The sequence below is a fragment of the Escherichia sp. MOD1-EC5495 genome (assembly GCF_002965965.1).
GTDB lineage: Bacteria > Pseudomonadota > Gammaproteobacteria > Enterobacterales > Enterobacteriaceae > Escherichia > Escherichia ruysiae.
The window spans coordinates 97,340-120,801 of record NZ_PTRI01000009.1 but is presented as its reverse complement, the minus strand read 5'-3'; the positions used below and the strand labels follow the sequence as shown (position 1 = coordinate 120,801).

The 23,462-nt window shown below is 52.4% G+C and carries 21 protein-coding genes and 1 riboswitch; of the genes, 11 read left to right on the top strand and 10 right to left on the bottom strand.

Translation table 11 applies throughout. From position 1 onward, the window contains the following. From ftsL to leuO, 8 genes are all read right to left on the bottom strand, one after another. A complete protein-coding gene (ftsL, locus tag BEG40_RS09375; RefSeq protein ID WP_000625658.1) occupies window positions 1-366 on the bottom strand; it encodes a cell division protein FtsL in 366 nt (121 codons plus the stop codon). Continuing rightward, the gene (gene rsmH, locus BEG40_RS09370; protein WP_105285290.1) at window positions 363-1,304 is read right to left on the bottom strand and encodes a 16S rRNA (cytosine(1402)-N(4))-methyltransferase RsmH; all 942 of its coding nucleotides are present in this window, start codon (window positions 1,302-1,304) and stop codon (window positions 363-365) included. Before rsmH ends, ftsL begins: the two co-directional genes overlap by 4 nt. Before the next feature lies 1 nt (window position 1,305). After that, window positions 1,306-1,764 (bottom strand): division/cell wall cluster transcriptional repressor MraZ, encoded by a 459-nt coding sequence (gene mraZ, locus BEG40_RS09365; protein ID WP_000488288.1) that lies wholly within the window; start codon window positions 1,762-1,764, stop codon window positions 1,306-1,308. A gap of 601 nt (window positions 1,765-2,365) precedes the next feature. Beyond that, on the bottom strand, window positions 2,366-3,370 hold the full coding sequence (cra, locus tag BEG40_RS09360) for a catabolite repressor/activator (RefSeq protein WP_000762401.1): 1,005 nt from the start codon (window positions 3,368-3,370) through the stop codon (window positions 2,366-2,368). 81 nt (window positions 3,371-3,451) lie between these two features. After that, window positions 3,452-3,538: a fruR/shl operon leader peptide gene (locus tag BEG40_RS21735; protein WP_123058462.1), complete on the bottom strand. Its 87-nt coding sequence runs from the start codon at window positions 3,536-3,538 to the stop codon at window positions 3,452-3,454. 11 nt (window positions 3,539-3,549) lie between these two features. Then, window positions 3,550-4,041, bottom strand: a complete 492-nt coding sequence (gene ilvN / locus BEG40_RS09355) for an acetolactate synthase small subunit (RefSeq protein WP_010355142.1) — start codon at window positions 4,039-4,041, stop codon at window positions 3,550-3,552. 2 nt (window positions 4,042-4,043) lie between these two features. Next, complete coding sequence (ilvI, locus tag BEG40_RS09350; RefSeq protein ID WP_000425627.1) at window positions 4,044-5,768, bottom strand: acetolactate synthase 3 large subunit; 1,725 nt, start codon at window positions 5,766-5,768, stop codon at window positions 4,044-4,046. A 317-nt stretch (window positions 5,769-6,085) separates the two neighbouring features. Beyond that, window positions 6,086-7,030 carry a transcriptional regulator LeuO gene (leuO, locus tag BEG40_RS09345; RefSeq protein ID WP_010355140.1) on the bottom strand — a complete coding sequence of 315 codons (945 nt, stop codon included), beginning with the start codon at window positions 7,028-7,030 and terminating at the stop codon, window positions 6,086-6,088. 657 nt (window positions 7,031-7,687) lie between these two features. Here leuO and leuL point away from each other — a divergent pair. From leuL to thiQ, 9 genes are all read left to right on the top strand, one after another. Further along, window positions 7,688-7,774, top strand: coding sequence for a leu operon leader peptide (gene leuL, locus BEG40_RS09340; RefSeq protein WP_001300467.1), 87 nt, complete (start codon window positions 7,688-7,690; stop codon window positions 7,772-7,774). A 92-nt stretch (window positions 7,775-7,866) separates the two neighbouring features. Next, window positions 7,867-9,438 carry a 2-isopropylmalate synthase gene (leuA, locus tag BEG40_RS09335; protein WP_105285289.1) on the top strand — a complete coding sequence of 524 codons (1,572 nt, stop codon included), beginning with the start codon at window positions 7,867-7,869 and terminating at the stop codon, window positions 9,436-9,438. After that, complete coding sequence (leuB, locus tag BEG40_RS09330; protein WP_000042349.1) at window positions 9,438-10,529, top strand: 3-isopropylmalate dehydrogenase; 1,092 nt, start codon at window positions 9,438-9,440, stop codon at window positions 10,527-10,529. Before leuA ends, leuB begins: the two co-directional genes overlap by 1 nt. 2 nt (window positions 10,530-10,531) lie before the next feature. Then, window positions 10,532-11,932 (top strand): 3-isopropylmalate dehydratase large subunit, encoded by a 1,401-nt coding sequence (leuC, locus tag BEG40_RS09325; protein WP_001140670.1) that lies wholly within the window; start codon window positions 10,532-10,534, stop codon window positions 11,930-11,932. Window positions 11,933-11,942: 10 nt separating this feature from the next. After that, complete coding sequence (gene leuD, locus BEG40_RS09320) at window positions 11,943-12,548, top strand: 3-isopropylmalate dehydratase small subunit (RefSeq protein WP_105285288.1); 606 nt, start codon at window positions 11,943-11,945, stop codon at window positions 12,546-12,548. Between the two features lie 327 nt (window positions 12,549-12,875). Further along, entirely contained in the window at window positions 12,876-14,531 is a 1,656-nt protein-coding gene (gene sgrR, locus BEG40_RS09310) for a DNA-binding transcriptional regulator SgrR (protein ID WP_105285287.1), read from the top strand. Window positions 14,532-14,564: 33 nt separating this feature from the next. After that, window positions 14,565-14,664: riboswitch (TPP riboswitch) on the top strand. 30 nt (window positions 14,665-14,694) lie between these two features. After that, window positions 14,695-15,678, top strand: coding sequence for a thiamine ABC transporter substrate binding subunit (gene thiB / locus BEG40_RS09305; protein ID WP_105285286.1), 984 nt, complete (start codon window positions 14,695-14,697; stop codon window positions 15,676-15,678). Further along, window positions 15,654-17,264 carry a thiamine/thiamine pyrophosphate ABC transporter permease ThiP gene (gene thiP / locus BEG40_RS09300; RefSeq protein ID WP_105285285.1) on the top strand — a complete coding sequence of 537 codons (1,611 nt, stop codon included), beginning with the start codon at window positions 15,654-15,656 and terminating at the stop codon, window positions 17,262-17,264. The genes thiB and thiP overlap by 25 nt, the downstream gene beginning before the upstream one ends. Then, on the top strand, window positions 17,248-17,946 hold the full coding sequence (gene thiQ, locus BEG40_RS09295) for a thiamine ABC transporter ATP-binding protein ThiQ (RefSeq protein WP_105285284.1): 699 nt from the start codon (window positions 17,248-17,250) through the stop codon (window positions 17,944-17,946). The genes thiP and thiQ overlap by 17 nt, the downstream gene beginning before the upstream one ends. A 113-nt stretch (window positions 17,947-18,059) precedes the next feature. On the opposite strand, the gene BEG40_RS09290 is transcribed toward thiQ, so the two are convergent. Together BEG40_RS09290 and araC are read right to left on the bottom strand one after the other, a co-directional pair. Continuing rightward, window positions 18,060-18,824: a DedA family protein gene (locus BEG40_RS09290; RefSeq protein WP_001148380.1), complete on the bottom strand. Its 765-nt coding sequence runs from the start codon at window positions 18,822-18,824 to the stop codon at window positions 18,060-18,062. Between the two features lie 85 nt (window positions 18,825-18,909). Further along, complete coding sequence (araC, locus tag BEG40_RS09285) at window positions 18,910-19,788, bottom strand: arabinose operon transcriptional regulator AraC (RefSeq protein WP_016159393.1); 879 nt, start codon at window positions 19,786-19,788, stop codon at window positions 18,910-18,912. A gap of 338 nt (window positions 19,789-20,126) precedes the next feature. Here araC and araB point away from each other — a divergent pair, with 338 nt between their 5' ends. Further along, window positions 20,127-21,827, top strand: coding sequence for a ribulokinase (gene araB / locus BEG40_RS09275; protein WP_105285283.1), 1,701 nt, complete (start codon window positions 20,127-20,129; stop codon window positions 21,825-21,827). Window positions 21,828-21,837: 10 nt separating this feature from the next. Further along, a complete protein-coding gene (araA, locus tag BEG40_RS09270; RefSeq protein WP_105285282.1) occupies window positions 21,838-23,340 on the top strand; it encodes an L-arabinose isomerase in 1,503 nt (500 codons plus the stop codon). The last annotated feature ends 122 nt before the right edge of the window (window positions 23,341-23,462 follow it).

The window sequence follows — 23,462 nt, the reverse complement described above, 5'->3', positions numbered from 1 at the left end:
TTATTTTTGCACTACGATATTTTCTTGTGATGGATCGACATGCTGCATTTGCAGCTTCTCCGTAGCGATCCTTTCCACCCGGCTATGGTCGCCGAGCGCGTTCTCTTCAAGAATCAGGTTGCGCCATTCAATGTCTAAAGCGTCTCGCTCCAGCACCAGTTGTTCGCGCTGAGCGGTCAGCAAACGGGTATGGTGTGCTGTGGTCACCACAGTCACCGCCGTCAAAATAATGCAAATGAACAGGCAGAGTGGCAGCTTCCCAAATCGCAAAAGATCGTCACCGATGACGCCAGGCAAGGCATGGCGCTCGTGGCTTCCCATCGATCCTTTAACTTTGCTTAGAGCTTCTGTCACTCTGCTGATCATGCGTTCGTCCTCTCTGCAATACGCAGAACTGAACTACGGGCACGAGGGTTCTCTGCCACCTCTTCTTCGCCCGGCATCAACTTGCCTAATGCTCGCAACTGACGGCCACCCAGTTTTTTGAGCTGCTCTTCAGTCATCGGTAATCCTGCCGGTACTTGCGAACCACGACTGTTTTCACGCATAAAGCGTTTCACAATACGGTCTTCCAGCGAATGAAAACTGATGATCGAAAGCCGCCCACCTGGCGCCAACACGTTGAGCGAGCTTTTTAGCGCCTGCTCTATCTCCTCCAGTTCACTGTTTACCCAGATGCGCACCGCCTGGAAGGTACGGGTCGCAGGATGTTTGAATTTGTCCTTCACCGGCGTTGCGGCAGCAACGACTTCCGCCAGTTCTTTGGTGCGGGTCATCGGCTGTTCGCGGTTACGCTCGACAATGGCGCGCGCAATGCGTTTAGCGAAACGTTCTTCGCCATACGTTTTTAATACCCAGGCGATATCGGCTTCTTCGGCAGTTTGTAGCCATTCAGCAGCGGATTGACCGCGCGTCGGATCCATACGCATGTCCAGCGGGCCATCGCGCATAAAGGAAAAACCGCGTTCAGCATCATCGAGTTGCGGTGAAGAGACACCAAGATCGAGGAGAATGCCATCAATCTTGCCGATAAGATCACGCTCGGCGACGTATTCGCCCAGCGCGGAGAAAGGTCCATGTATGATGGAGAAGCGCGGATCATCAATAGTCTTCGCAACGGCAATAGCCTGCGGGTCGCGATCGATCGCCAGCAAACGCCCCTCTTCGCCAAGCTGCGAGAGGATCAGACGTGAGTGACCACCGCGACCAAAAGTTCCATCAATGTAGATACCGTCAGGACGGATATTGAGGCCATTTACGGCTTCATCCAACAGCACCGTAGTATGTTTATAGTTTTCCATCATTTTATAGAGACAAGTCCTGCAGCCGCTCCGATAAGTTTTCGGTAGCCAACTGTTCTGCGTCGATATCTTCCCTGACTTGTTGATGCCAGGTTGTTTCATCCCACAGCTCAAACTTATTGAACTGTCCAACCAACATCACTTCTTTTGTCAGCCCGGCATGTTGCCGCAGTACTGGCGCGATTAACAATCGACCTGCGCCATCCATCTGACATTCGCTGGCATGACCTAACAGAAGGCGCTGCACACGGCGCTCAACCGGGTTCATGCTCGACAGACGCGATAATTTTTGCTCGATAATTTCCCATTCAGGAAGGGGGTAAAGCAGCAGACATGGGTGATGAATGTCAATGGTACACACCATTTGACCGGCAGCGTTCCCGAGCAGCTCTTCCCGATAACGGGTGGGCACCGATAAGCGCCCTTTACTGTCGAGATTGACTAACGTTGCTCCCCGGAACATGCCAGTCTTCCCCCAATTACCACTTTATCCCACAAATTCCCACTAAAAGGAGTTTACGGAGCGGAGGAAAAGCTTGTCAAGCCAGGAACATTCCTTACCGAAGCAAAAAACCCGATGTTTACGACTAATATCTGCATTGTTTAAAAATCGCCCAACGAACGAAGCAAATTAACGTTATGAATAGTTGTAAGAAAAAATCCCACTCATCATTACCGTTTTAAAAACGACTTCTTTTTCCTTAATGAAAATATAAAGTGTCAGTTTGCGACGCGAGCGGCATTTTAGGACATATCGCCCCCGGATAACAGTCCCTGTTGCGCACGCACCATGCCTGACGCCAGCGACTTTGCGTAAAAGATTAGAAAAGTGTTTGTTTAATCGGCAATTGCCGATTTGCATGTAACAAAATAATGCAATCGCAATCCATCGTTACGACTTAATTATCATTAAGCACATCGAATGAAGTTAATTGGTGAGATATTTAGAAGGTCTTATGGATAATAGTCAGGAATAGTCTTATTTACATAAAGGATATTGATGTCCAATTACGTACTCAATGCGCCAGCCGCAATCAACCAGCGCATCATTTTTTGTTTAACGTTTAGCTACGGCTGAGGACGCCGCGACGATAGAGATTTCGTTTGATGCGCGTTAAACCTGGTTTTGGCTTACGCGGCTCATCCAGACTCGCCAGGACAATCTCCAGCACGCGCTCTGCGACATCCCGATGACGCTGAGCCACTGCCAGCACAGGACATTGTAAGAAGTCGAGCAATTCGTTATCGCCAAAGGTGGCAATCGCCAGATCGGAAGGCAGTTTACCATCGCGGCGCAGCGTGACATCCATCACTCCCTGCAACAATGCAAAAGAGGTAGTGAACAGCGCCTGCGGCATCGGATGCGTTTCCAGCCATTTTTCGAATAACTGGGCAGCAGCTTCCCGCTCATAGCTATTGGCATAAAGGAAATGCACTTCGCGCGGATCATCTTTCCAGGCAGTACGGAAACCCTGCTCACGCAGGAAGCTGACAGAAAGCTCCGGCAGCGCGCCAAGATAAAGTACCGTTTCGGCCGGAAACTTACGTAACTCTTCCGCCAACATTTCAGCATCATCCTGGTCGGCACCAACCACGCTGGTGAAATGTTCACGATCGAGGGCGCGATCCAGCGCGACAATCGGGAACGGGTCATTAGCCCAGCGTTGATAGAAAGGATGCTCTGGCGGCAGCGAAGTCGAAACAATGATGGCATCGACCTGACGTTGTAAAAGATGCTCAATACAACGCATTTCGTTGTCTGGCTGATCTTCGGAACAAGCAATGAGTAGCTGATAACCGCGTTGACGCGCCTGGCGTTCAAGATAGTTAGCAATGCGGGTATAACTTGTGTTCTCAAGATCGGGGATAACAAGACCAATAGAACGTGTGCGTCCAGCACGAAGCCCAGCCGCCACGGCATTCGGGTGGTAATTGTGCTCACGCACCACTGCCATGACTTTCTCAACGGTTTTGTCGCTCACACGGTATTGCTTCGCTTTGCCGTTAATAACATAGCTTGCAGTGGTCCGCGACACTCCCGCCAGCCGAGCGATTTCATCCAGTTTCACAATTGCCCCTTGCGTAAAATGTAAAAACCATAACCATTGTACTGGTATGGATTAAATTCATTAACATCTAAGCGCAGAAAATTAACTGCGGCAACTGCTTTTATTCCAGGTTCCTACTAAATTCGCAAAAAAAGCCCAACGTGACTTATTGGGCTGCAAATTGCGCATTGAGATCATTCTCAACGCATTATTTTATCGCCGCGCGAAAGACCGACGACGCCGGAGCGGGCAACTTCAACAATTTTCGCCACATCGCGAATCGATGCTAAAAATGCGTCGAGTTTATCGCTGGTGCCTGCCAGTTGAACGGTATAAAGCGAAGGCGTGACATCAATGATTTGCCCACGAAATATTTCCGTATTGCGTTTCACTTCGTCACGTCCATAGCCGCTGGCCTGAATTTTCACCAGCATAATCTCCCGCTCAACGTGCGCGCCCTGCCCCAGCTCGCTCACGCGCAACACATCGACCAGCTTGTGTAATTGCTTTTCGATTTGCTCAAGCACTTTTTCATCGCCCACGGTCTGGATGGTCATACGCGATAATGTCGGATCGTCGGTTGGCGCAACGGTCAGGCTTTCAATGTTATAGCCACGCTGGGCAAAAAGGCCGATCACGCGGGATAACGCGCCTGATTCATTTTCGAGTAATACTGATAATATCCGGCGCATAATCAGGTTCTCTCCGTTTTGCTTAACCACATTTCATCCATTCCGCCTCCGCGAATCTGCATCGGATAAACGTGCTCACTGCCATCGACGGTGACATCAACAAATACCAAGCGATTATTTCGTACCTGTTCCAGCGCCTCGCCAAGTTTACTTTCCAGCTCATCCGGGCGCGAAATCTGGATACCAACATGACCATAGGCTTCTGCCAGACGGACGAAATCTGGCAGAGATTGCATATAAGATTGTGAATGACGACCGGAATAGATCATGTCCTGCCACTGTTTCACCATCCCCAGATAGCGGTTATTTAGATTCACCACCAACACCGGAAGCTCGTATTGCAAGGCAGTAGACAGTTCCTGAATGTTCATCTGAATACTGCCGTCGCCAGTAACGCAGACCACAGTCTCTTCCGGCAGCGCCATTTTGACGCCCAGTGCCGCAGGTAAACCAAAACCCATGGTGCCAAGGCCACCGGAGTTGATCCAGCGACGCGGTTTGTCGAAAGGATAATAAAGTGCGGCGAACATCTGGTGCTGCCCGACGTCGGACGTAACGTAAGCGTCCCCCTTCGTCAGTCGCCAGAGCGTCTCTATCACCGCCTGCGGTTTAATCTTTTCGCTCCGAGTGTCGTATTTAAGGCACTGGCGAGCGCGCCACTGTTCAATTTTCTGCCACCAATCACGGATTTCATCCAACGGTTGGTGAGCCGTTTCTTGTGCCAGCAACTCCAGCATTTGATCCAACACCAGCCGCGCATCGCCAACGATCGGGATGTCGGCGGTCACGGTTTTTGAGATAGAGGTTGGATCGATATCAATATGTAACACCGTCGCATTTGGGCAGTACTTTGCCAGATTGTTAGTAGTGCGATCATCAAAGCGTACGCCAACCGCAAAAATGACATCGGCATTATGCATTGTCATATTGGCTTCGTAAGTGCCGTGCATTCCCAGCATTCCCAGCGCCTGACGATGCGTTGCCGGAAACGCGCCTAATCCCATTAATGACGAGACGACAGGAAGATTAAGTTGCTCAATAATCTGTTTGAGTTGTTGATGGCAAGCCGCAGTCACTGCGCCACCGCCTACGTAAACGACCGGTTTTTTCGCCGCAGCCAGCGTTTGTAGTGCACGTTTAATCTGCCCTTTATGACCCAACGTTGTCGGGTTATACGAGCGCATACTGACCGATTCCGGCCAGACGTAAGGTAATTTGTTCGCCGGATTAAGAATATCTTTCGGTAAATCAACCACCACCGGACCAGGACGCCCGCTTGCCGCCAGCCAGAAAGCCTTTTTCAGCACCTGCGGAATGTCTTCCGTTTGCTTAACCAGAAAACTGTGTTTAACCACCGGCCGGGAAATTCCCACCATGTCACACTCCTGAAAGGCATCGTAACCTATCAGCGAGGTTGCCACCTGCCCGGAAAGGATAACCAGCGGAATGGAGTCCATATAGGCGGTGGCGATACCGGTAATTGCGTTGGTGGCTCCAGGACCCGATGTCACCAGCACAACGCCCACTTCTCCGGTCGCGCGCGCCAGGCCATCGGCCATATGTACCGCTGCCTGCTCATGACGAACTAATACGTGATCAATACCGCCCACGGTATGCAATGCATCGTAAATATCAAGGACTGCGCCTCCGGGATAACCGAATACTTGTTTAACGCCCTGATCGATAAGCGATCGGACGACCATCTCGGCTCCAGACAACATCTCCATGGCTTGCCTCACTGTTTGGCGGAAAAAATGTGTAAAACACATTAACCGTCCGATCTTGCTTAAGCAATTGACAAGCAGAGTCACAAGCGTGAAGAAATAAGAATAAACAGGAGGAAAGGAGAAAATAAACGATAAAATAATCCAGAATGGCGGACAGAATTGATAATAAATCGGTCAAATTCGACCAGTTACAGCAATTTCTCTATTTTTTCATTATTTCTAAAATCAGGGCAAACATGTATTCAGAATAAAATTCTACATTTAATAAAAAATGCAGAATAAACCAGAATTACGCGCCTGATTTATTCTGCCTTTGCTTAACGTTTACAAATAGAGACTAATTGCTCTTCCATCCATTGATGGCCTTTATCACGCCCGGCAGCTTCATGCCAGGAGAGATAACAGGTTCTGCTGTTTTGTTTTAACGGCAGCGGTAATACCTGTAACTCTAAGGATTCAGCGAACTCTTCAGCCAGCCAACGAGGCGCAATAGCAACCAGATGAGTTTGCGACACCACGCTAAGGACGCTCATCATTGCCATTCCCTGATAAGCGATACTGCCTTGTTTATCTACTGTGTCGTACCACGGTTGACTAAACGACGCGAAACGATCGAGCGAAACTGCCGCATGTTGTTCGTTATAAACGTCATGTTTCAGTAATGGTCCTTTAATAGTCGGATGGTTCTTGCTGGCTACCAGTACCATTTCATCTTTAAATAATGGCACGCTGGTAAATTCAGGACGATGGAAGTCTTCATAACTAATAACGAACTCCGTTTCCTGATAACGTAGCTGATGTTCGGTGTTCTGGTTTAATGAAGACTTGAATATCACATGAATATTTGGCGCGATTTGCTCAATGTGATTATAAATCTGCGAGGTCAGAATGCTATCTAGCGGGCTGCAAACGCAAAGATGGAATACACGTTCGCTGCTGGCCGGCTCAAAACCTGAACCGGGTAATTCGTTTTGCACTAATTGCAGCGCCTGACGCACAGAGCCAAAAAGTTGAAAAGCGCGGGCAGTCGGTTGGATACCACGCCCATAACGAACAAACAGTTCATCATTAAACATCACCTTCAGGCGTGCAACAGCGTTACTGACCGCTGGTTGCGACATACCCAGAACATGCGCGGCACGGGTAATGTTCTGCTCCTGCATCACGGCATCGAAAACGGTTAATAAGTTTAGATCGACCATGCGTAGCTGTGGCTTGCTTAACTCCGCAATTTCTGGATGATCTGTTTTTACCTCTGACATAATTAACTCCACTGTCACACTTAACTCCCTTTCCCTTATTGGAATGCAGAGAAATAATCCTGAAAAATATGATTTACCATGCATATAAAATAAGAAAAAGAAAAATGCGTAAAATTAGGAAAACATAAAGATACGGGTTCTGATAAAAACAGAATCCATTGCCGTGCGAAGAGTCATTCACCACAGCATAATAATCCATAATGTTTTTGTTGCGAAAACAATCTAATCATAACTCCCGCGAATACTCAATCATCCCAAAAATGGATTAAACGTGCGCATTTAATAATTAATTTATATATTTGATGCATTAATTCTTAACATTAATCGATCAATAATATTCATAAAATCAATATCAAAACATTCACTCAAAATATAATTCAATAAAAATCATCAGGATAGACAGGGTAAAGAATAAATTTCCCTCCTTTTACCTCATTGATTAAATGCCATAAATTATTCTGAAGTATGTCCACCAATGAAAGGTATGTGTGGTTAAGCAGAAATTAATATCGACTGTTTAAACCCGCGCAGCACAATTAGCTAATTCAACTCATGCAGAACTCATGCTGGCGGGACGTTTTTGTTGCATCAGGGTTGACATCCGTTTTTGTATCCAGTAACTCTAAAAGCATATCGCATTCATCTGGAGCTGATTTAATGACTCACATCGTTCGCTTTATCGGTCTACTACTACTAAACGCATCTTCTTTGCGCGGTAGACGAGTGAGCGGCATTCAGCATTAAGCCAGCACGCAGTCAAACAAAAAACCCGCGCCATTGCGCGGGTTTTTTTATGCCCGAAGCGAGGCGCTCTAAAAGAGACAAGGACCCAAACCATGAGCCAGCAAGTCATTATTTTCGATACCACATTGCGCGACGGTGAACAGGCGTTACAGGCAAGCTTGAGTGTGAAAGAAAAACTGCAAATTGCGCTGGGTCTTGAGCGTATGGGGGTCGACGTGATGGAAGTCGGTTTTCCCGTCTCTTCGCCGGGCGATTTTGAATCAGTGCAAACCATCGCCCGCAAGGTTAAAAACAGCCGCGTATGTGCGTTAGCCCGCTGCGTGGAAAAAGATATCGACGTAGCGGCCGAATCTCTGAAAGTCGCCGAAGCCTTCCGTATTCATACCTTTATTGCCACCTCCCCAATGCACATCGCCACCAAGCTGCGCAGCACGCTGGATGAGGTGATCGAACGCGCCATCTATATGGTGAAACGCGCACGCAATTACACCGATGATGTTGAATTTTCTTGCGAAGATGCCGGACGCACACCGATTGCCGACCTGGCGCGAGTGGTCGAAGCGGCGATTAACGCCGGTGCCACCACCATCAACATTCCGGATACCGTGGGCTACACCATGCCGTTTGAGTTCGCCGGAATCATCAGCGGCCTGTATGAACGCGTACCCAACATCGATAAAGCCATTATTTCCGTACATACCCACGATGATTTGGGTCTGGCGGTCGGCAACTCACTGGCGGCGGTACATGCCGGCGCGCGGCAGGTAGAAGGCGCGATGAACGGGATCGGCGAGCGTGCCGGTAACTGTTCGCTGGAAGAAGTGATCATGGCGATCAAGGTACGTAAGGATATTCTCAACGTCCACACCGCCATTAATCACCAGGAAATATGGCGCACCAGCCAGTTAGTTAGCCAGATTTGTAATATGCCGATCCCGGCAAACAAAGCCATTGTCGGCAGCGGTGCGTTCGCGCACTCCTCCGGCATTCACCAGGATGGCGTGCTGAAAAATCGCGAAAATTACGAAATCATGACACCAGAATCTATTGGTCTGAACCAAATCCAGTTGAATTTGACCTCTCGTTCCGGTCGTGCGGCGGTGAAACACCGCATGGATGAGATGGGATATAAAGAAAGTGAATATAATTTAGACAAGCTGTACGACGCGTTTCTGAAACTGGCAGATAAGAAAGGTCAGGTGTTTGATTACGACCTGGAGGCGCTGGCCTTCATCGGTAAACAGCAAGAAGAACCGGAGCATTTCCGTCTGGATTACTTCAGCGTGCAGTCTGGTTCTAACGATATCGCCACCGCTGCCGTCAAACTGGTCTGTGGCGAGGAAGTAAAAGCGGAAGCCGCCAACGGTAACGGTCCGGTCGATGCCGTCTACCAGGCAATTAACCGCATCACTGACTACAACGTCGAACTGGTGAAATACAGCCTGACCGCCAAAGGTCACGGTAAAGATGCGCTGGGTCAGGTGGATATTGTTGCCAACTACAACGGTCGCCGCTTCCACGGCGTCGGCCTGGCTACCGATATTGTCGAGTCCTCCGCCAAAGCGATGGTACACGTGCTGAACAATATCTGGCGCGCCGCAGAAGTCGAAAAAGAGTTGCAACGCAAAGCTCAACACAACGAAAACAACAAGGAAACCGTGTGATGTCGAAGAATTACCATATTGCCGTATTGCCCGGAGATGGGATCGGGCCGGAAGTGATGACCCAGGCGCTGAAAGTGCTGGACGCCGTGCGTAACCGCTTTGCGATGCGCATCACCACCAGCCATTACGATGTAGGCGGCGCAGCCATTGATAACCACGGGCAGCCGCTGCCACCTGCGACGGTTGAAGGTTGTGAGCAAGCCGATGCTGTGCTGTTTGGCTCAGTTGGAGGCCCGAAGTGGGAACATTTACCACCAGACCAGCAACCAGAACGCGGCGCGCTGTTGCCTTTGCGTAAGCACTTCAAATTATTCAGCAACCTGCGTCCGGCAAAACTGTATCAGGGGCTGGAAGCGTTCTGCCCGCTGCGCGCAGACATTGCCGCTAACGGCTTCGACATCCTGTGTGTACGCGAACTGACTGGCGGCATCTATTTCGGTCAGCCCAAAGGCCGCGAAGGTAGCGGACAATATGAAAAAGCGTTTGATACCGAGGTGTACCACCGTTTTGAGATCGAGCGTATTGCCCGCATCGCGTTTGAATCTGCCCGCAAGCGTCGCCACAAAGTCACCTCAATCGACAAAGCCAACGTGCTGCAATCTTCTATTTTATGGCGAGAGATCGTTAACGAGATCGCCATTGAATATCCGGATGTCGAACTGGCGCATATGTACATCGACAACGCCACCATGCAACTGATTAAAGATCCATCGCAGTTTGACGTTCTGCTGTGCTCCAACCTGTTTGGCGACATTCTTTCTGATGAATGCGCAATGATCACTGGCTCGATGGGCATGTTGCCTTCCGCCAGCCTGAACGAGCAAGGTTTTGGACTGTATGAACCGGCGGGCGGCTCGGCACCAGATATCGCAGGCAAAAATATCGCCAACCCGATTGCGCAAATTCTGTCGCTGGCGCTGCTGCTGCGCTACAGCCTGGATGCCGATGATGCGGCTTCCGCCATTGAACGCGCCATTAACCGCGCATTAGAAGAAGGCATTCGTACCGGAGATTTAGCCCGTGGCGCTGCCGCCGTTAGTACCGATGAAATGGGCGATATCATTGCCCGCTATGTGGCTGAAGGGGTGTAATCATGGCTAAGACGTTATACGAAAAATTGTTCGACGCTCACGTAGTCTACGAAGCCGAAAACGAAACCCCGCTGTTATATATCGACCGCCATCTGGTACACGAAGTGACCTCACCGCAGGCGTTCGATGGTCTGCGCGCCCACGGTCGCCCGGTGCGTCAGCCGGGTAAAACCTTCGCCACCATGGATCACAACGTCTCTACCCAGACCAAAGACATTAATGCCTGCGGAGAAATGGCGCGCATCCAGATGCAGGAGCTGATCAAAAACTGCAAAGAATTTGGCGTCGAGCTGTATGACCTGAATCACCCGTATCAAGGGATCGTCCACGTGATGGGACCAGAACAGGGCGTGACGTTACCAGGAATGACCATTGTTTGCGGTGACTCTCATACCGCCACTCACGGTGCGTTTGGCGCACTGGCCTTTGGTATCGGCACTTCCGAAGTTGAACACGTACTGGCAACGCAAACCCTGAAACAGGGACGCGCAAAGACCATGAAAATTGAAGTCCAGGGCAAAGCCGCACCAGGCATTACCGCAAAAGATATCGTACTGGCGATTATCGGTAAAACTGGCAGCGCAGGCGGCACCGGGCATGTGGTGGAATTTTGCGGCGAAGCGATCCGCAATTTGAGCATGGAAGGTCGTATGACCCTGTGTAATATGGCAATCGAAATGGGCGCGAAAGCCGGTCTGGTTGCACCAGACGAAACCACCTTTAACTATGTCAAAGGCCGTCTTCATGCGCCGAAGGGCAAAGATTTCGACGACGCCGTTGCCTACTGGAAAACCCTGCAAACCGACGAAGGTGCAACTTTCGATACCGTTGTTACTTTACAGGCAGAAGAGATCGCCCCGCAGGTGACCTGGGGAACTAACCCAGGACAGGTGATCTCCGTTAACGAGAATATCCCTGATCCCGCTTCATTTGCCGATCCGGTTGAACGCGCGTCGGCAGAAAAAGCACTGGCCTATATGGGGCTGAAACCGGGTATTCCGCTGACTGAAGTCGCTATCGACAAAGTGTTTATTGGTTCCTGCACCAACTCGCGCATTGAAGATTTACGCGCGGCAGCGGAAATCGCCAAAGGCCGGAAAGTCGCGCCAGGCGTACAGGCGCTGGTGGTTCCCGGCTCCGGTCCGGTAAAAGCCCAGGCAGAAGCAGAAGGTCTGGACAAAATCTTTATTGAAGCCGGTTTTGAATGGCGCTTGCCTGGCTGCTCAATGTGTCTGGCGATGAACAACGATCGTCTGAATCCGGGCGAACGTTGTGCCTCCACCAGCAACCGTAACTTTGAAGGCCGCCAGGGGCGCGGCGGGCGTACGCATCTGGTCAGCCCGGCAATGGCTGCCGCCGCTGCTGTTACTGGTCATTTTGCCGATATCCGCAACATTAAATAAGGAGCACACCATGGCAGAGAAATTTATCAAACACACAGGCCTGGTGGTTCCGCTGGATGCCGCCAATGTCGACACAGATGCAATCATCCCGAAACAGTTTTTGCAGAAAGTGACGCGCACTGGTTTTGGCGCGCATCTGTTTAACGACTGGCGTTTTCTCGATGAAAAAGGCCAACAGCCAAACCCGGATTTCGTGCTGAACTTCCCGCAATATCAGGGCGCATCCATTTTACTGACGCGGGAAAACTTCGGCTGCGGTTCCTCGCGTGAGCACGCGCCGTGGGCGTTGACTGATTACGGTTTTAAAGTGGTGATTGCGCCGAGTTTCGCCGATATCTTTTACGGTAACAGCTTTAACAACCAGTTGCTGCCGGTGAAATTAAGCGATGCGGAAGTGGACGAGCTGTTTGCGTTGGTGCAAGCCAATCCGGGGATTCACTTCGATGTGGATCTGGAAGCTCAAGAAGTGAAAGCGGGTGATAAAACTTATCGCTTTGCTATTGATACCTTCCGCCGCCACTGCATGATGAATGGTCTGGACAGCATCGGTCTGACCCTGCAGCACGACGACGCCATTGCGTCTTATGAAGAGAAGCAACCGGCGTTTATGCGTTAGTTTGTACTCCGTCCGGCACTCAATCGCCAAAAAGAAAAAAGCCAGCAGGTATTCACTGCTGGCGTGGCGATTAACACCAATACTCAGTCACACATGATGTCTGCAAATCAGTAGTCAAAGTAACTCCCCTCCCACGGTATCCGTTCTTCAGGCATGACTAAACGTTGTAGAACGATTAACCCGCGAAGCCAGCACATCTTCTCTGTCACGATAAAATAGTGCCGATAAAACTGACGCATGGGATACCTCATTGCTTCATCGTTAAGAATTATTGACTTAATATAGGGAAAATAAAATTGCTGACTTTTGCGCAGGAGTTCCCCTTTTATGCCATCTGCTCGTCTGCAACAACAGTTCATCCGCCTGTGGCAATGCTGCGAGGGTAAATCGCAGGAGACAACGCTGAACGAACTGGCGGAGTTATTGAGCTGCTCCCGCCGTCATATGCGCACCCTGCTCAACACCATGCAGGATCGCGGCTGGCTGACGTGGGAAGCGGAAGTCGGGCGCGGCAAACGCTCGCGTTTAACGTTTCTCTATACCGGGCTGGCGCTACAACAACAGCGGGCAGAGGACTTACTGGAGCAGGATCGTATCGACCAACTGGTGCAACTCGTTGGTGATAAAAGCGCCGTGCGGCAAATGCTGGTTTCTCATCTGGGGCGTAGCTTCCGCCAGGGGCGGCACATCCTGCGCGTCCTCTACTATCGTCCGTTGCGCAACCTGATGCCTGGCAGCGCATTACGCCGTTCCGAAACGCATATCGCCCGGCAAATCTTCAGCGCGTTAACCCGCATAAATGAGGAAAATGGGGAACTGGAAGCGGACATCGCCCACCACTGGCAACAAATTTCTCCGCTTCACTGGCGTTTCTTTTTACGTCCGGGAGTTCATTTTCATCATGGGCGTGAACTGGAAATGGACGACGTAATTGCCTCGTTGAAACGGATCAATACGCTGCCGCTCTATTCGCATATTGCTGAAATTGTATCGCCGACGCCCTGGACGCTGGATATCCATCTCACACAACCAGACCGCTGGTTGCCGTTACTGCTGGGGCAAGTTCCGGCGATGATCCTGCCGCGTGAATGGGAAACCCTCAGCAACTTTGCCAGCCATCCCATCGGCACTGGTCCGTATGCGGTAATGCGTAACAGCGCCAATCAGTTGAAAATTCAGGCATTCGATGACTTCTTCGGTTATCGCGCGCTAATCGACGAGGTTAACGTCTGGGTCTTGCCGGAAATTGCCGACGAGCCAGCCGGAGGGCTGATGCTGAAAGGGCCGCAGGGCGAGGAAAAAGAGATTGAAAGCCGCCTGGAGGAAGGTTGCTATTATTTACTGTTCGACAGCCGCACCCATCGCGGGGCGAATCAGCAAGTCAGAGACTGGGTAAGCTATGTGCTTTCGCCGACCAATCTGGTTTATTTCGCCGAGGAACAGTACCAACAACTCTGGTTCCCGGCCTATGGGTTGCTTCCCCGTTGGCACCATGCCCGCCCCACGCATTGCGAAAAACCCGCCGGACTGGAACATCTCACCCTGACCTTTTACCAGGATCATATTGAACATCGGGTAATTGCCAGGATCATGCAGCAAATTCTGGCAAGTCATCAGGTGACGCTTAACATCAATGAGATCAGCTACGATCAATGGCACGAAGGTGAGATCGAAAGCGACATCTGGCTTAACAGCGCCAACTTTACGCTGCCGCTGGATTTTTCGCTGTTCGCGCACTTGTGCGAGGTGCCGCTGCTACAACACTGTATTCCGATCGACTGGCAAGCCGACGCCGCCCGCTGGCGTAACGGCGAGATGAATCTGGCGAACTGGTGCCAGCAACTGGTTACCAGCAAAGCGATGGTGCCGCTAATCCACCACTGGTTGATCATTCAGGGGCAACGTAGTATGCGCGGTCTGCGCATGAATACCCTCGGCTGGTTCGATTTTAAATCAGCGTGGTTTGCGCCACCGGATCCATGATTGCTGGTTGATAACAAAATCACTACACTAACGCCGTTCTCAACGGGGTGCCACGCAGACGCGTGCGCTGAGAAAATACCCGTCGAACCTGATCCGGATAACGCCGGCGAAGGGATTTGAGGCTCCTTCTCAAGTCCTTTGCCACTCTTTTTTGAGGTGCAAAGTGTTAAAAAAATGTCTTCCCCTGCTGTTGCTGTGCACAGCGCCCGTTTTCGCTAAACCCGTTCTGACTGTTTATACCTACGACTCCTTTGCCGCCGACTGGGGGCCTGGTCCGGTGGTCAAAAAAGCCTTTGAAGCCGACTGTAATTGCGAACTGAAACTGGTGGCGCTGGAAGATGGTGTCTCACTGCTCAACCGCCTGCGGATGGAAGGCAAAAACAGTAAAGCCGATGTGGTGCTGGGGCTGGATAACAATCTGTTAGACGCCGCCAGCAAAACCGGACTGTTTGCCAAAAGCGGCGTGGCAGCCGATGCCGTTAACGTTCCCGGCGGCTGGAATAATGACACTTTCGTACCGTTTGATTACGGCTACTTCGCCTTCGTCTATGACAAAAACAAACTGAAAAATCCGCCACAAAGCCTGAAAGAGCTGGTTGAGAGCGATCAAAACTGGCGGGTGATTTATGAAGATCCGCGCACCAGTACGCCGGGGCTGGGCCTGCTGCTGTGGATGCAAAAAGTCTACGGCAATGACGCCCCGCAGGCCTGGCAGAAACTGGCGAAGAAAACCGTCACGGTAACGAAGGGCTGGAGTGAAGCCTATGGCCTGTTTTTAAAAGGCGAAAGCGATCTGGTATTGAGCTACACCACCTCTCCGGCTTATCACATTCTCGAAGAGAAGAAAGATAACTACGCCGCCGCTAACTTTAGCGAAGGTCACTATCTGCAAGTGGAAGTTGCCGCCCGCACCGCTGCCAGCAAGCAGCCGGAGCTGGCGCAAAAATTCCTCCAGTTTATGGTTTCTCCGGCTTTCCAGAATGCGATCCCAACCGGCAACTGGATGTATCCGGTGGCAAACGTCACGCTGCCTGCCGGTTTTGAACAATTGACCAAACCAGCAACCACGCTGGAGTTCACGCCAGCCGAAGTGGCGGCACAACGTCAGGCATGGATTAGCGAATGGCAACGCGCCGTCAGCCGTTAATTCCCGGCTGGTTAATTCCAGGCGTAAGCGCCGCTACGCTTGTGGTGGCGGTTGCACTGGCGGCGTTTCTCGCCCTGTGGTGGAACGCGCCGCAGGGTGACTGGGCAACAATCTGGCAGGACAGTTACCTGTGGCACGTGGTACGCTTCTCCTTCTGGCAGGCGTTTCTCTCGGCGCTGCTTTCTGTCGTACCCGCGATATTCCTTGCCCGCGCCCTCTATCGCAGACGCTTTCCTGGACGCCTGGCGCTGCTGCGTCTGTGCGCCATGACCTTGATCCTGCCGGTGCTGGTCGCCGTTTTTGGTATTCTTAGCGTCTATGGTCGTCAGGGCTGGCTGGCATCGCTCTGGCAAACGCTCGGTCTGGAATGGACCTTTTCGCCCTACGGCCTGCAAGGTATTTTGCTGGCGCACGTATTTTTTAATCTGCCGATGGCGAGCCGTTTATTACTCCAGGCACTGGAAAACATTCCCGGCGAACAACGTCAACTTGCCGCACAGCTTGGGATGCGCGGCTGGCATTTCTTTCGTTTCGTCGAATGGCCGTGGTTACGGCGACAAATCCCGCCGGTTGCTGCGCTGATCTTTATGCTCTGTTTCGCCAGCTTCGCCACCGTGCTATCGCTGGGCGGCGGGCCACAGGCGACCACTATCGAGCTGGCAATCTATCAGGCGCTGAGTTACGACTACGATCCCGCCCGCGCGGCGATGCTGGCGCTGATCCAGATGGTGTGCTGCCTTGGGCTGGTGCTGTTGAGTCAGCGATTAAGTAAGGCCATTGCGCCCGGCACCACGCTGCTGCAAGGCTGGCGTGACCCGGACGATCGTCTGCACAGCCGCATTTGTGACACTGTGTTGATTGTATTGGCGCTGCTGTTGTTGCTGCCACCGTTACTGGCGGTGATCGTCGATGGGGTAAATCGCCAATTGCCGGAAGTGCTGACGCAACCAGTGCTGTGGCAGGCGCTGTGGACCTCGTTGCGTATTGCGCTGGCGGCAGGCGTATTGTGCGTGGTGCTGACCATGATGCTGCTATGGAGCAGTCGCGAACTGCGGGCGCGGCAAAAAATACTGGCGGGTCAGGCGCTGGAGATGAGCGGAATGCTAATCCTCGCCATGCCGGGTATTGTGCTGGCAACGGGTTTCTTTTTGCTGCTCAACAACACTACTGGCCTGCCGCAATCTGCTGACGGCATTGTGATTTTCACCAATGCGTTAATGGCAATCCCTTACGCGCTGAAAGTGCTGGAAAACCCGATGCGCGATATTACCGCCCGCTACAGCATGTTGTGTCAGTCGCTGGGCATTGAAGGCTGGTCGCGCTTAAAAGTGGTGGAACTGCGCGCCCTGAAACGCCCACTGGCGCAGGCGCTGGCCTTTGCCTGCGTGCTGTCGATTGGTGATTTTGGCGTAGTGGCGTTGTTCGGTAACGATGATTTCCGCACCCTGCCGTTTTATCTCTACCAGCAAATTGGCTCATACCGCAGCCAGGACGGCGCGGTCACCGCGTTAATTCTGCTGCTGCTCTGTTTTATGCTGTTTACCGTGATTGAAAAACTACCGGGGCGAAATGTTAAAACTGACTGATATCACCTGGCTTTACCACCATTTACCGATGCGTTTTAGCCTAACGGTGGAACGCGGCGAGCAGGTGGCGATCCTCGGGCCAAGCGGCGCAGGTAAAAGTACCCTGCTGAATTTGATCGCCGGTTTTCTGACGCCTGCCAGTGGCTCGCTGACTATCAACGGCGTTAATCACACCACGACGCCGCCGTCACGCCGCCCGGTGTCGATGCTGTTTCAGGAGAACAACCTGTTCAGTCACCTGACGGTGGCGCAGAACATCGGGCTGGGGTTGAATCCGGGATTGAAGCTGAACGCGGTACAGCAGGAGAAAATGCACGCTATCGCCCGTCAAATGGGGATTGATAATTTAATGGCACGGTTACCGGGCGAGCTTTCCGGCGGTCAACGGCAGCGCGTGGCGTTAGCGCGTTGTCTGGTGCGTGAACAGCCCATTTTATTGCTCGATGAACCCTTCTCCGCGCTCGATCCGGCGCTGCGTCAGGAGATGCTGACGCTGGTGAGCACGAGCTGCCAGCAGCAAAAAATGACGCTATTGATGGTGTCGCACAGTGTGGAAGATGCGGCGCGGATCGCCACGCGCTCGGTGGTGGTCGCCGACGGGCGCATCGCCTGGCAGGGTAAGACCGATGAGTTGTTGAGCGGTAAGGCGAGTGCTTCGGCGCTGTTGGGGATTACAGGTTAATATGCACTTTCGGATGCGGCGCAAACGCCTTATCCGACCTACGGTTAGTGCGTTTTGTAGGCCTGATAAGACGCGGCAAGCGTCGCATCAGGCGCCCCGCACAAGACTATGCCCTAAACCCCAACCACTTTCCGCAAAATATCGATATACACCGGCATCAACGGATGGCGAATTAACACCACCAGCGCCACCACGCCAGTGGCAGATATCAACGGTGTCAGCCACAACAAATGACCACGCGACAAATAATGACTTAAACGGTCAGTTGCTTTACCGCTGCGCCATAACCGCCAACACAGCCAGCCACCAACCCACAAAAACACCGCCGTCGCCAGCAACAGCCACTTAAACTCACCGCTCTGCATCCCGGCAGGAATATCAATCGCCGCGCCCGCCAGAATCCCCGGCAGGAAGTAAAACGGCGGCCACAACAAACAGCCGATAATATTTGGCGTGATAAATTTCGCCACCGGCAGATCCAGCATCCCCGCCACCATTGGCACCAGCGGACGCGTCGGGCCGACAAAACGACCGACCAGAATGGTGAACATGCTGTGCTGATGCAGCGCATGTTCAGTTTTATCGAGTAGTGCTTTGTTTTTCTTCAGAAATGACCAGCGATGCAACGGCTTTTTAAAACGCCAGCCCAGCCAGAAGGAGATCCAGTCGCCCATCAGGCAGCCAATAATCCCTGCCAGCCAGGCGTGCCAGAAACTTAACTCGCCACTGCCAATCAGCGCCCCCAGCCCCGCCATCAGCACCGTACCGGGTAGAATCAACCCGACCAGCGCCAGCGACTCCAGAAAAGCCACCAATAACACCGCCATCAATGAGTACACGGTGGATTGGGTAATAAAGTGTTCCAGCAATGCTTGCATAATGTGCCTGTCAAAGGGACGAAGCAGGGATTCTGCAAACCCATTGCCACTCCGTCAAGCCATCAATTGTCTGATTCGTTACCAGTTATGACAACCTGACAGCTACATCATTCACTTTTTCTTCACAACCGGCACGGAACTCACTCGGACTTGCCCCTGTACATTTTTTAAATACCCGCGAGAAATAGAGTTGATCATCAAAGCCAACATTGCGCCCGACTGTGGCGATAGGCATCCGGGTGGTGCTCAAAAGCAGCTTCGCCTGACTAATGCGTTGATCCTCGCGCCAGCTTAAGACGCTAATTCCTAACTGCTGGCGGAACAAATGCGACAGACGCGACGGCGACAGGCAAACATGCTGCGCGACGCTGGCGATATCAAAATTGCTGTCCGCCAGGTGATCGCTAATGTACTGACAAGCCTCGCGTACCCGATTATCCATTGGCGGATGGAGCGACTCATTTATCGCTTCCATGCGCCGCAGTAATAATTGCTCAAGAAGATTTATCGCCAGCAACTCCGAATAGCGCCCTTCCCCTTGCCCGGCATTAATGATTTGCCCGAACAAGTCGCTGAAATGCGGCTGGTGCGCTTCGTCCGGGCGAAAGAAACCGGTATTGGCAAATATCGACGGCCAGTTAAGCCATTCGTGCCAGTAGGCGCGCGGACGAAAGTAAACCCACTGGTGATACCATTCACGAGCCTCCGGATGACGACCGTAATGATGAATTTCGCCCGGAGGGAACAGCAAAATATCGCCCGGCCGGCAGACAAATTCTCGTCCCTGATTTTTCACCACACCCTGTCCACGAATGGTGAGGTTGAGAATATAGCCTTTCATTCCCAGCGGTCGGTCGATAAAAAAATCGAGATAACCGTTGGCCTCAATCGGCGTTAAACCCGCCACCAGATGGGCGTTAAACGAGTAACCCGGCAGCAGGGGATCATTTTGCGCTTCAGCCATACTTTTCATACTCCCGCCAATCAGAGAAGAAACCAATTGTCCATATTGCATTGAACATCATCAGCATTGCGTCTCTGGTGGGCTATCTTCACTAATCCAACCGACAACCCCGCTTGTTAAAAGCATTTTGTAACAAGGAGGGACGAAAGCCATGACAAAAACGCGTAACAAAAGTGTCTATAATCGCGGCAGAAAAGTCCACATTGATTATTTGCACGGCGTCACACTTTGCTATGCAATAGCATTTTTATCCATAAGATTAGCGAATACTGCCTGACTGTTTTTATCGCAACTCTCTACTGTTTCTCCATACCCGTTTTTTTGGATGGAGTGAAACGATGGCGATTGCAATTGGCCTCGATTTTGGCAGTGATTCTGTGCGAGCTTTGGCGGTGGAATGCGCCACCGGTGAAGAGATCGCCACCAGCGTAGAGTGGTATCCCCGCTGGCAAAAAGGGCAATATTGTGACGGCCCGAATAACCAGTTCCGTCATCATCCGCGTGACTACATTGAGTCAATGGAAGCGGCGCTGAAAACCGTACTGGCAGAACTTAGCGCCGAACAACGGGCTGAAGTGGTCGGTATTGGCGTGGACAGCACCGGCTCCACGCCTGCGCCAATCGACGCCGACGGCAACGTGCTGGCGCTGCGCCCGGAGTTTGCCGAAAACCCGAACGCGATGTTCGTATTGTGGAAAGACCACACAGCGGTTGAAGAAGCGGAAGAGATCACCCGCTTATGTCACACACCGGGCAAAGTTGACTACTCCCGCTATATTGGCGGTATTTATTCCAGCGAATGGTTCTGGGCGAAAATTCTCCACGTTACCCGTCAGGACAGCGCCGTTGCGCAATCTGCCGCATCGTGGATTGAGCTGTGCGACTGGGTTCCTGCCCTGCTTTCCGGCACCACGCGCCCGCAGGATATTCGTCGCGGACGTTGCAGCGCCGGGCATAAATCACTGTGGCATGAAAGCTGGGGTGGCCTGCCACCAGCCAGTTTCTTTGATGAGCTGGATCCGATCCTCAACCGTCATTTACCTTCCCCGTTGTTCACTGACACCTGGACTGCCGATATTCCGGTGGGCACCTTATGCCCGGAATGGGCGCAGCGTCTCGGTTTGCCTGAAAGCGTTGTGATTTCCGGCGGCGCGTTTGACTGCCATATGGGCGCGGTCGGCGCGGGTGCACAGCCTAACACGCTGGTAAAAGTTATCGGCACGTCCACCTGCGACATTCTGATTGCCGACAAACACAGCGTCGGCGAACGCGCGGTGAAAGGCATTTGCGGCCAGGTTGATGGCAGCGTGGTGCCTGGATTTATCGGTCTGGAAGCCGGTCAGTCGGCATTTGGTGATATCTACGCCTGGTTTGGTCGCGTACTCGGCTGGCCTCTGGAACAGCTCGCCGCCCAATATCCGGAACTGAAAGAGCAAATCAACGCCAGCCAAAAACAACTGCTTCCGGCGCTGACCGAGGCGTGGGCCAAAAATCCTTCTCTGGATCACCTGCCGGTGGTGCTCGACTGGTTTAACGGTCGTCGCACACCGAACGCGAACCAACGCCTGAAAGGGGTGATTACAGATCTGAACCTCGCTACCGACGCTCCGCTGCTGTTCGGCGGTTTGATTGCCGCCACCGCCTTTGGCGCACGCGCAATCATGGAGTGCTTCACCGATCAGGGAATCGCCGTCAATAACGTGATGGCGCTGGGCGGCATCGCGCGGAAAAACCAGGTCATTATGCAGGCCTGCTGCGACGTGCTGAATCGCCCGCTGCAAATTGTAGCCTCTGACCAGTGCTGTGCGCTCGGTGCGGCAATTTTCGCTGCCGTCGCCGCGAAAGTACACGCAGACATCCCATCAGCACAGCAAAAAATGGCCAGTGCGGTAGAGAAAACCCTACAACCGCGCAGCGAACAGGCACAACGCTTTGAACAGCTTTATCGCCGCTATCAGCAATGGGCGATGAGCGCCGAACAACACTATCTTCCAACTTCCGCCCCGGCACAGGCTGCCCAGGCCGTTCCGACTCTATAAGGACACGAAAATGACGATTTTTGATAATTATGAAGTGTGGTTTGTCATTGGTAGCCAGCATCTGTATGGCCCGGAAACCCTGCGTCAGGTCACCCAACATGCCGAGCACGTTGTTAATGCGCTGAATACAGAAGCGAAACTGCCCTGCAAACTGGTGCTGAAACCGCTGGGCACCACGCCGGATGAAATCACCGCAATTTGCCGCGACGCCAATTACGACGATCGTTGCGCCGGTCTGGTGGTGTGGCTGCACACCTTCTCCCCGGCAAAAATGTGGATCAACGGCCTGACCATGCTCAACAAACCGTTGCTGCAATTCCACACCCAGTTCAACGCGGCGCTGCCGTGGGACAGTATCGATATGGACTTTATGAACCTGAACCAGACCGCGCACGGCGGCCGCGAGTTCGGCTTCATCGGCGCGCGTATGCGTCAGCAACATGCCGTCGTTACCGGTCACTGGCAGGATAAACAAGCGCATGAGCGTATCGGCTCCTGGATGCGCCAAGCGGTCTCTAAACAGGATACGCGTCATCTGAAAGTCTGCCGTTTTGGCGATAACATGCGTGAAGTGGCGGTCACTGACGGCGATAAAGTTGCCGCACAGATCAAGTTCGGTTTCTCGGTGAATACCTGGGCGGTTGGCGATCTGGTGCAGGTGGTGAACTCCATCAGCGATGGCGATGTTAACGCGCTGGTCGATGAGTATGAAAGCAGCTACATCATGACGCCTGCCACACAAATCCACGGCGAAAAACGGCAGAACGTGCTGGAAGCGGCACGTATTGAGCTGGGGATGAAGCGTTTCCTGGAACAAGGTGGCTTCCACGCGTTCACCACCACCTTTGAAGATTTGCACGGTCTGAAACAGCTTCCTGGTCTGGCCGTACAGCGTCTGATGCAGCAGGGTTACGGCTTTGCGGGCGAAGGCGACTGGAAAACTGCCGCCCTGCTTCGCATCATGAAGGTGATGTCAACCGGTCTGCAGGGCGGCACCTCCTTTATGGAGGATTACACCTATCACTTCGAGAAAGGTAATGACCTGGTGCTCGGCTCCCATATGCTGGAAGTCTGCCCGTCGATCGCCGCAGAAGAGAAACCGATCCTCGACGTTCAGCACCTTGGCATTGGCGGTAAAGACGATCCTGCCCGCCTGATCTTCAACACCCAAACCGGTCCGGCCATTGTCGCCAGCCTGATTGATCTCGGCGATCGTTATCGTCTGCTGGTTAACTGCATCGACACGGTGAAAACGCCGCACTCCCTGCCGAAACTGCCGGTAGCGAATGCGTTGTGGAAAGCGCAGTCGGATCTGCCAACTGCTTCCGAAGCGTGGATTGTCGCTGGTGGCGCGCACCATACCGTCTTCAGCCATGCGCTGAACCTCAACGATATGCGCCAGTTTGCCGAGATGCACGACATTGAAATCACGGTGATTGATAACGACACCCGCCTGCCAGCGTTTAAAGACGCGCTGCGCTGGAACGAGGTGTATTACGGATTTCGTCGCTAATTAGCCGCATCGGGCTTTCAACGCCTGATGCGACGCTAACGCGTCTTATCAGGCCTACACGCTGCGATTTTGTAGGCCGGATAAGCAAAGCGCATCTGGCATTCTTTTCCCCCTCGCCCCTT

Bases quoted from the DNA above. Each gene is read 5' to 3' on its own strand.
- leuC (WP_001140670.1), top strand. From the start codon at position 10,532: ATGGCTAAGACGTTATACGAAAAATTGTTCGACGCTCACGTAGTCTAC.
- leuA (WP_105285289.1), top strand. From the start codon at position 7,867: ATGAGCCAGCAAGTCATTATTTTCGATACCACATTGCGCGACGGTGAA.
- leuB (WP_000042349.1), top strand. From the start codon at position 9,438: ATGTCGAAGAATTACCATATTGCCGTATTGCCCGGAGATGGGATCGGG.
- BEG40_RS09290 (WP_001148380.1), bottom strand. From the start codon at position 18,824: ATGCAAGCATTGCTGGAACACTTTATTACCCAATCCACCGTGTACTCA.
- araB (WP_105285283.1), top strand. From the start codon at position 20,127: ATGGCGATTGCAATTGGCCTCGATTTTGGCAGTGATTCTGTGCGAGCT.
- mraZ (WP_000488288.1), bottom strand. From the start codon at position 1,764: ATGTTCCGGGGAGCAACGTTAGTCAATCTCGACAGTAAAGGGCGCTTA.
- thiQ (WP_105285284.1), top strand. From the start codon at position 17,248: ATGTTAAAACTGACTGATATCACCTGGCTTTACCACCATTTACCGATG.
- ftsL (WP_000625658.1), bottom strand. From the start codon at position 366: ATGATCAGCAGAGTGACAGAAGCTCTAAGCAAAGTTAAAGGATCGATG.
- leuO (WP_010355140.1), bottom strand. From the start codon at position 7,030: ATGTCAGAGGTAAAAACAGATCATCCAGAAATTGCGGAGTTAAGCAAG.
- ilvN (WP_010355142.1), bottom strand. From the start codon at position 4,041: ATGCGCCGGATATTATCAGTATTACTCGAAAATGAATCAGGCGCGTTA.
- ilvI (WP_000425627.1), bottom strand. From the start codon at position 5,768: ATGGAGATGTTGTCTGGAGCCGAGATGGTCGTCCGATCGCTTATCGAT.
- leuL (WP_001300467.1), top strand. From the start codon at position 7,688: ATGACTCACATCGTTCGCTTTATCGGTCTACTACTACTAAACGCATCT.
- rsmH (WP_105285290.1), bottom strand. From the start codon at position 1,304: ATGATGGAAAACTATAAACATACTACGGTGCTGTTGGATGAAGCCGTA.
- araA (WP_105285282.1), top strand. From the start codon at position 21,838: ATGACGATTTTTGATAATTATGAAGTGTGGTTTGTCATTGGTAGCCAG.
- BEG40_RS21735 (WP_123058462.1), bottom strand. From the start codon at position 3,538: ATGCGCAATTTGCAGCCCAATAAGTCACGTTGGGCTTTTTTTGCGAAT.
- leuD (WP_105285288.1), top strand. From the start codon at position 11,943: ATGGCAGAGAAATTTATCAAACACACAGGCCTGGTGGTTCCGCTGGAT.
- thiP (WP_105285285.1), top strand. From the start codon at position 15,654: ATGGCAACGCGCCGTCAGCCGTTAATTCCCGGCTGGTTAATTCCAGGC.
- sgrR (WP_105285287.1), top strand. From the start codon at position 12,876: ATGCCATCTGCTCGTCTGCAACAACAGTTCATCCGCCTGTGGCAATGC.
- araC (WP_016159393.1), bottom strand. From the start codon at position 19,788: ATGGCTGAAGCGCAAAATGATCCCCTGCTGCCGGGTTACTCGTTTAAC.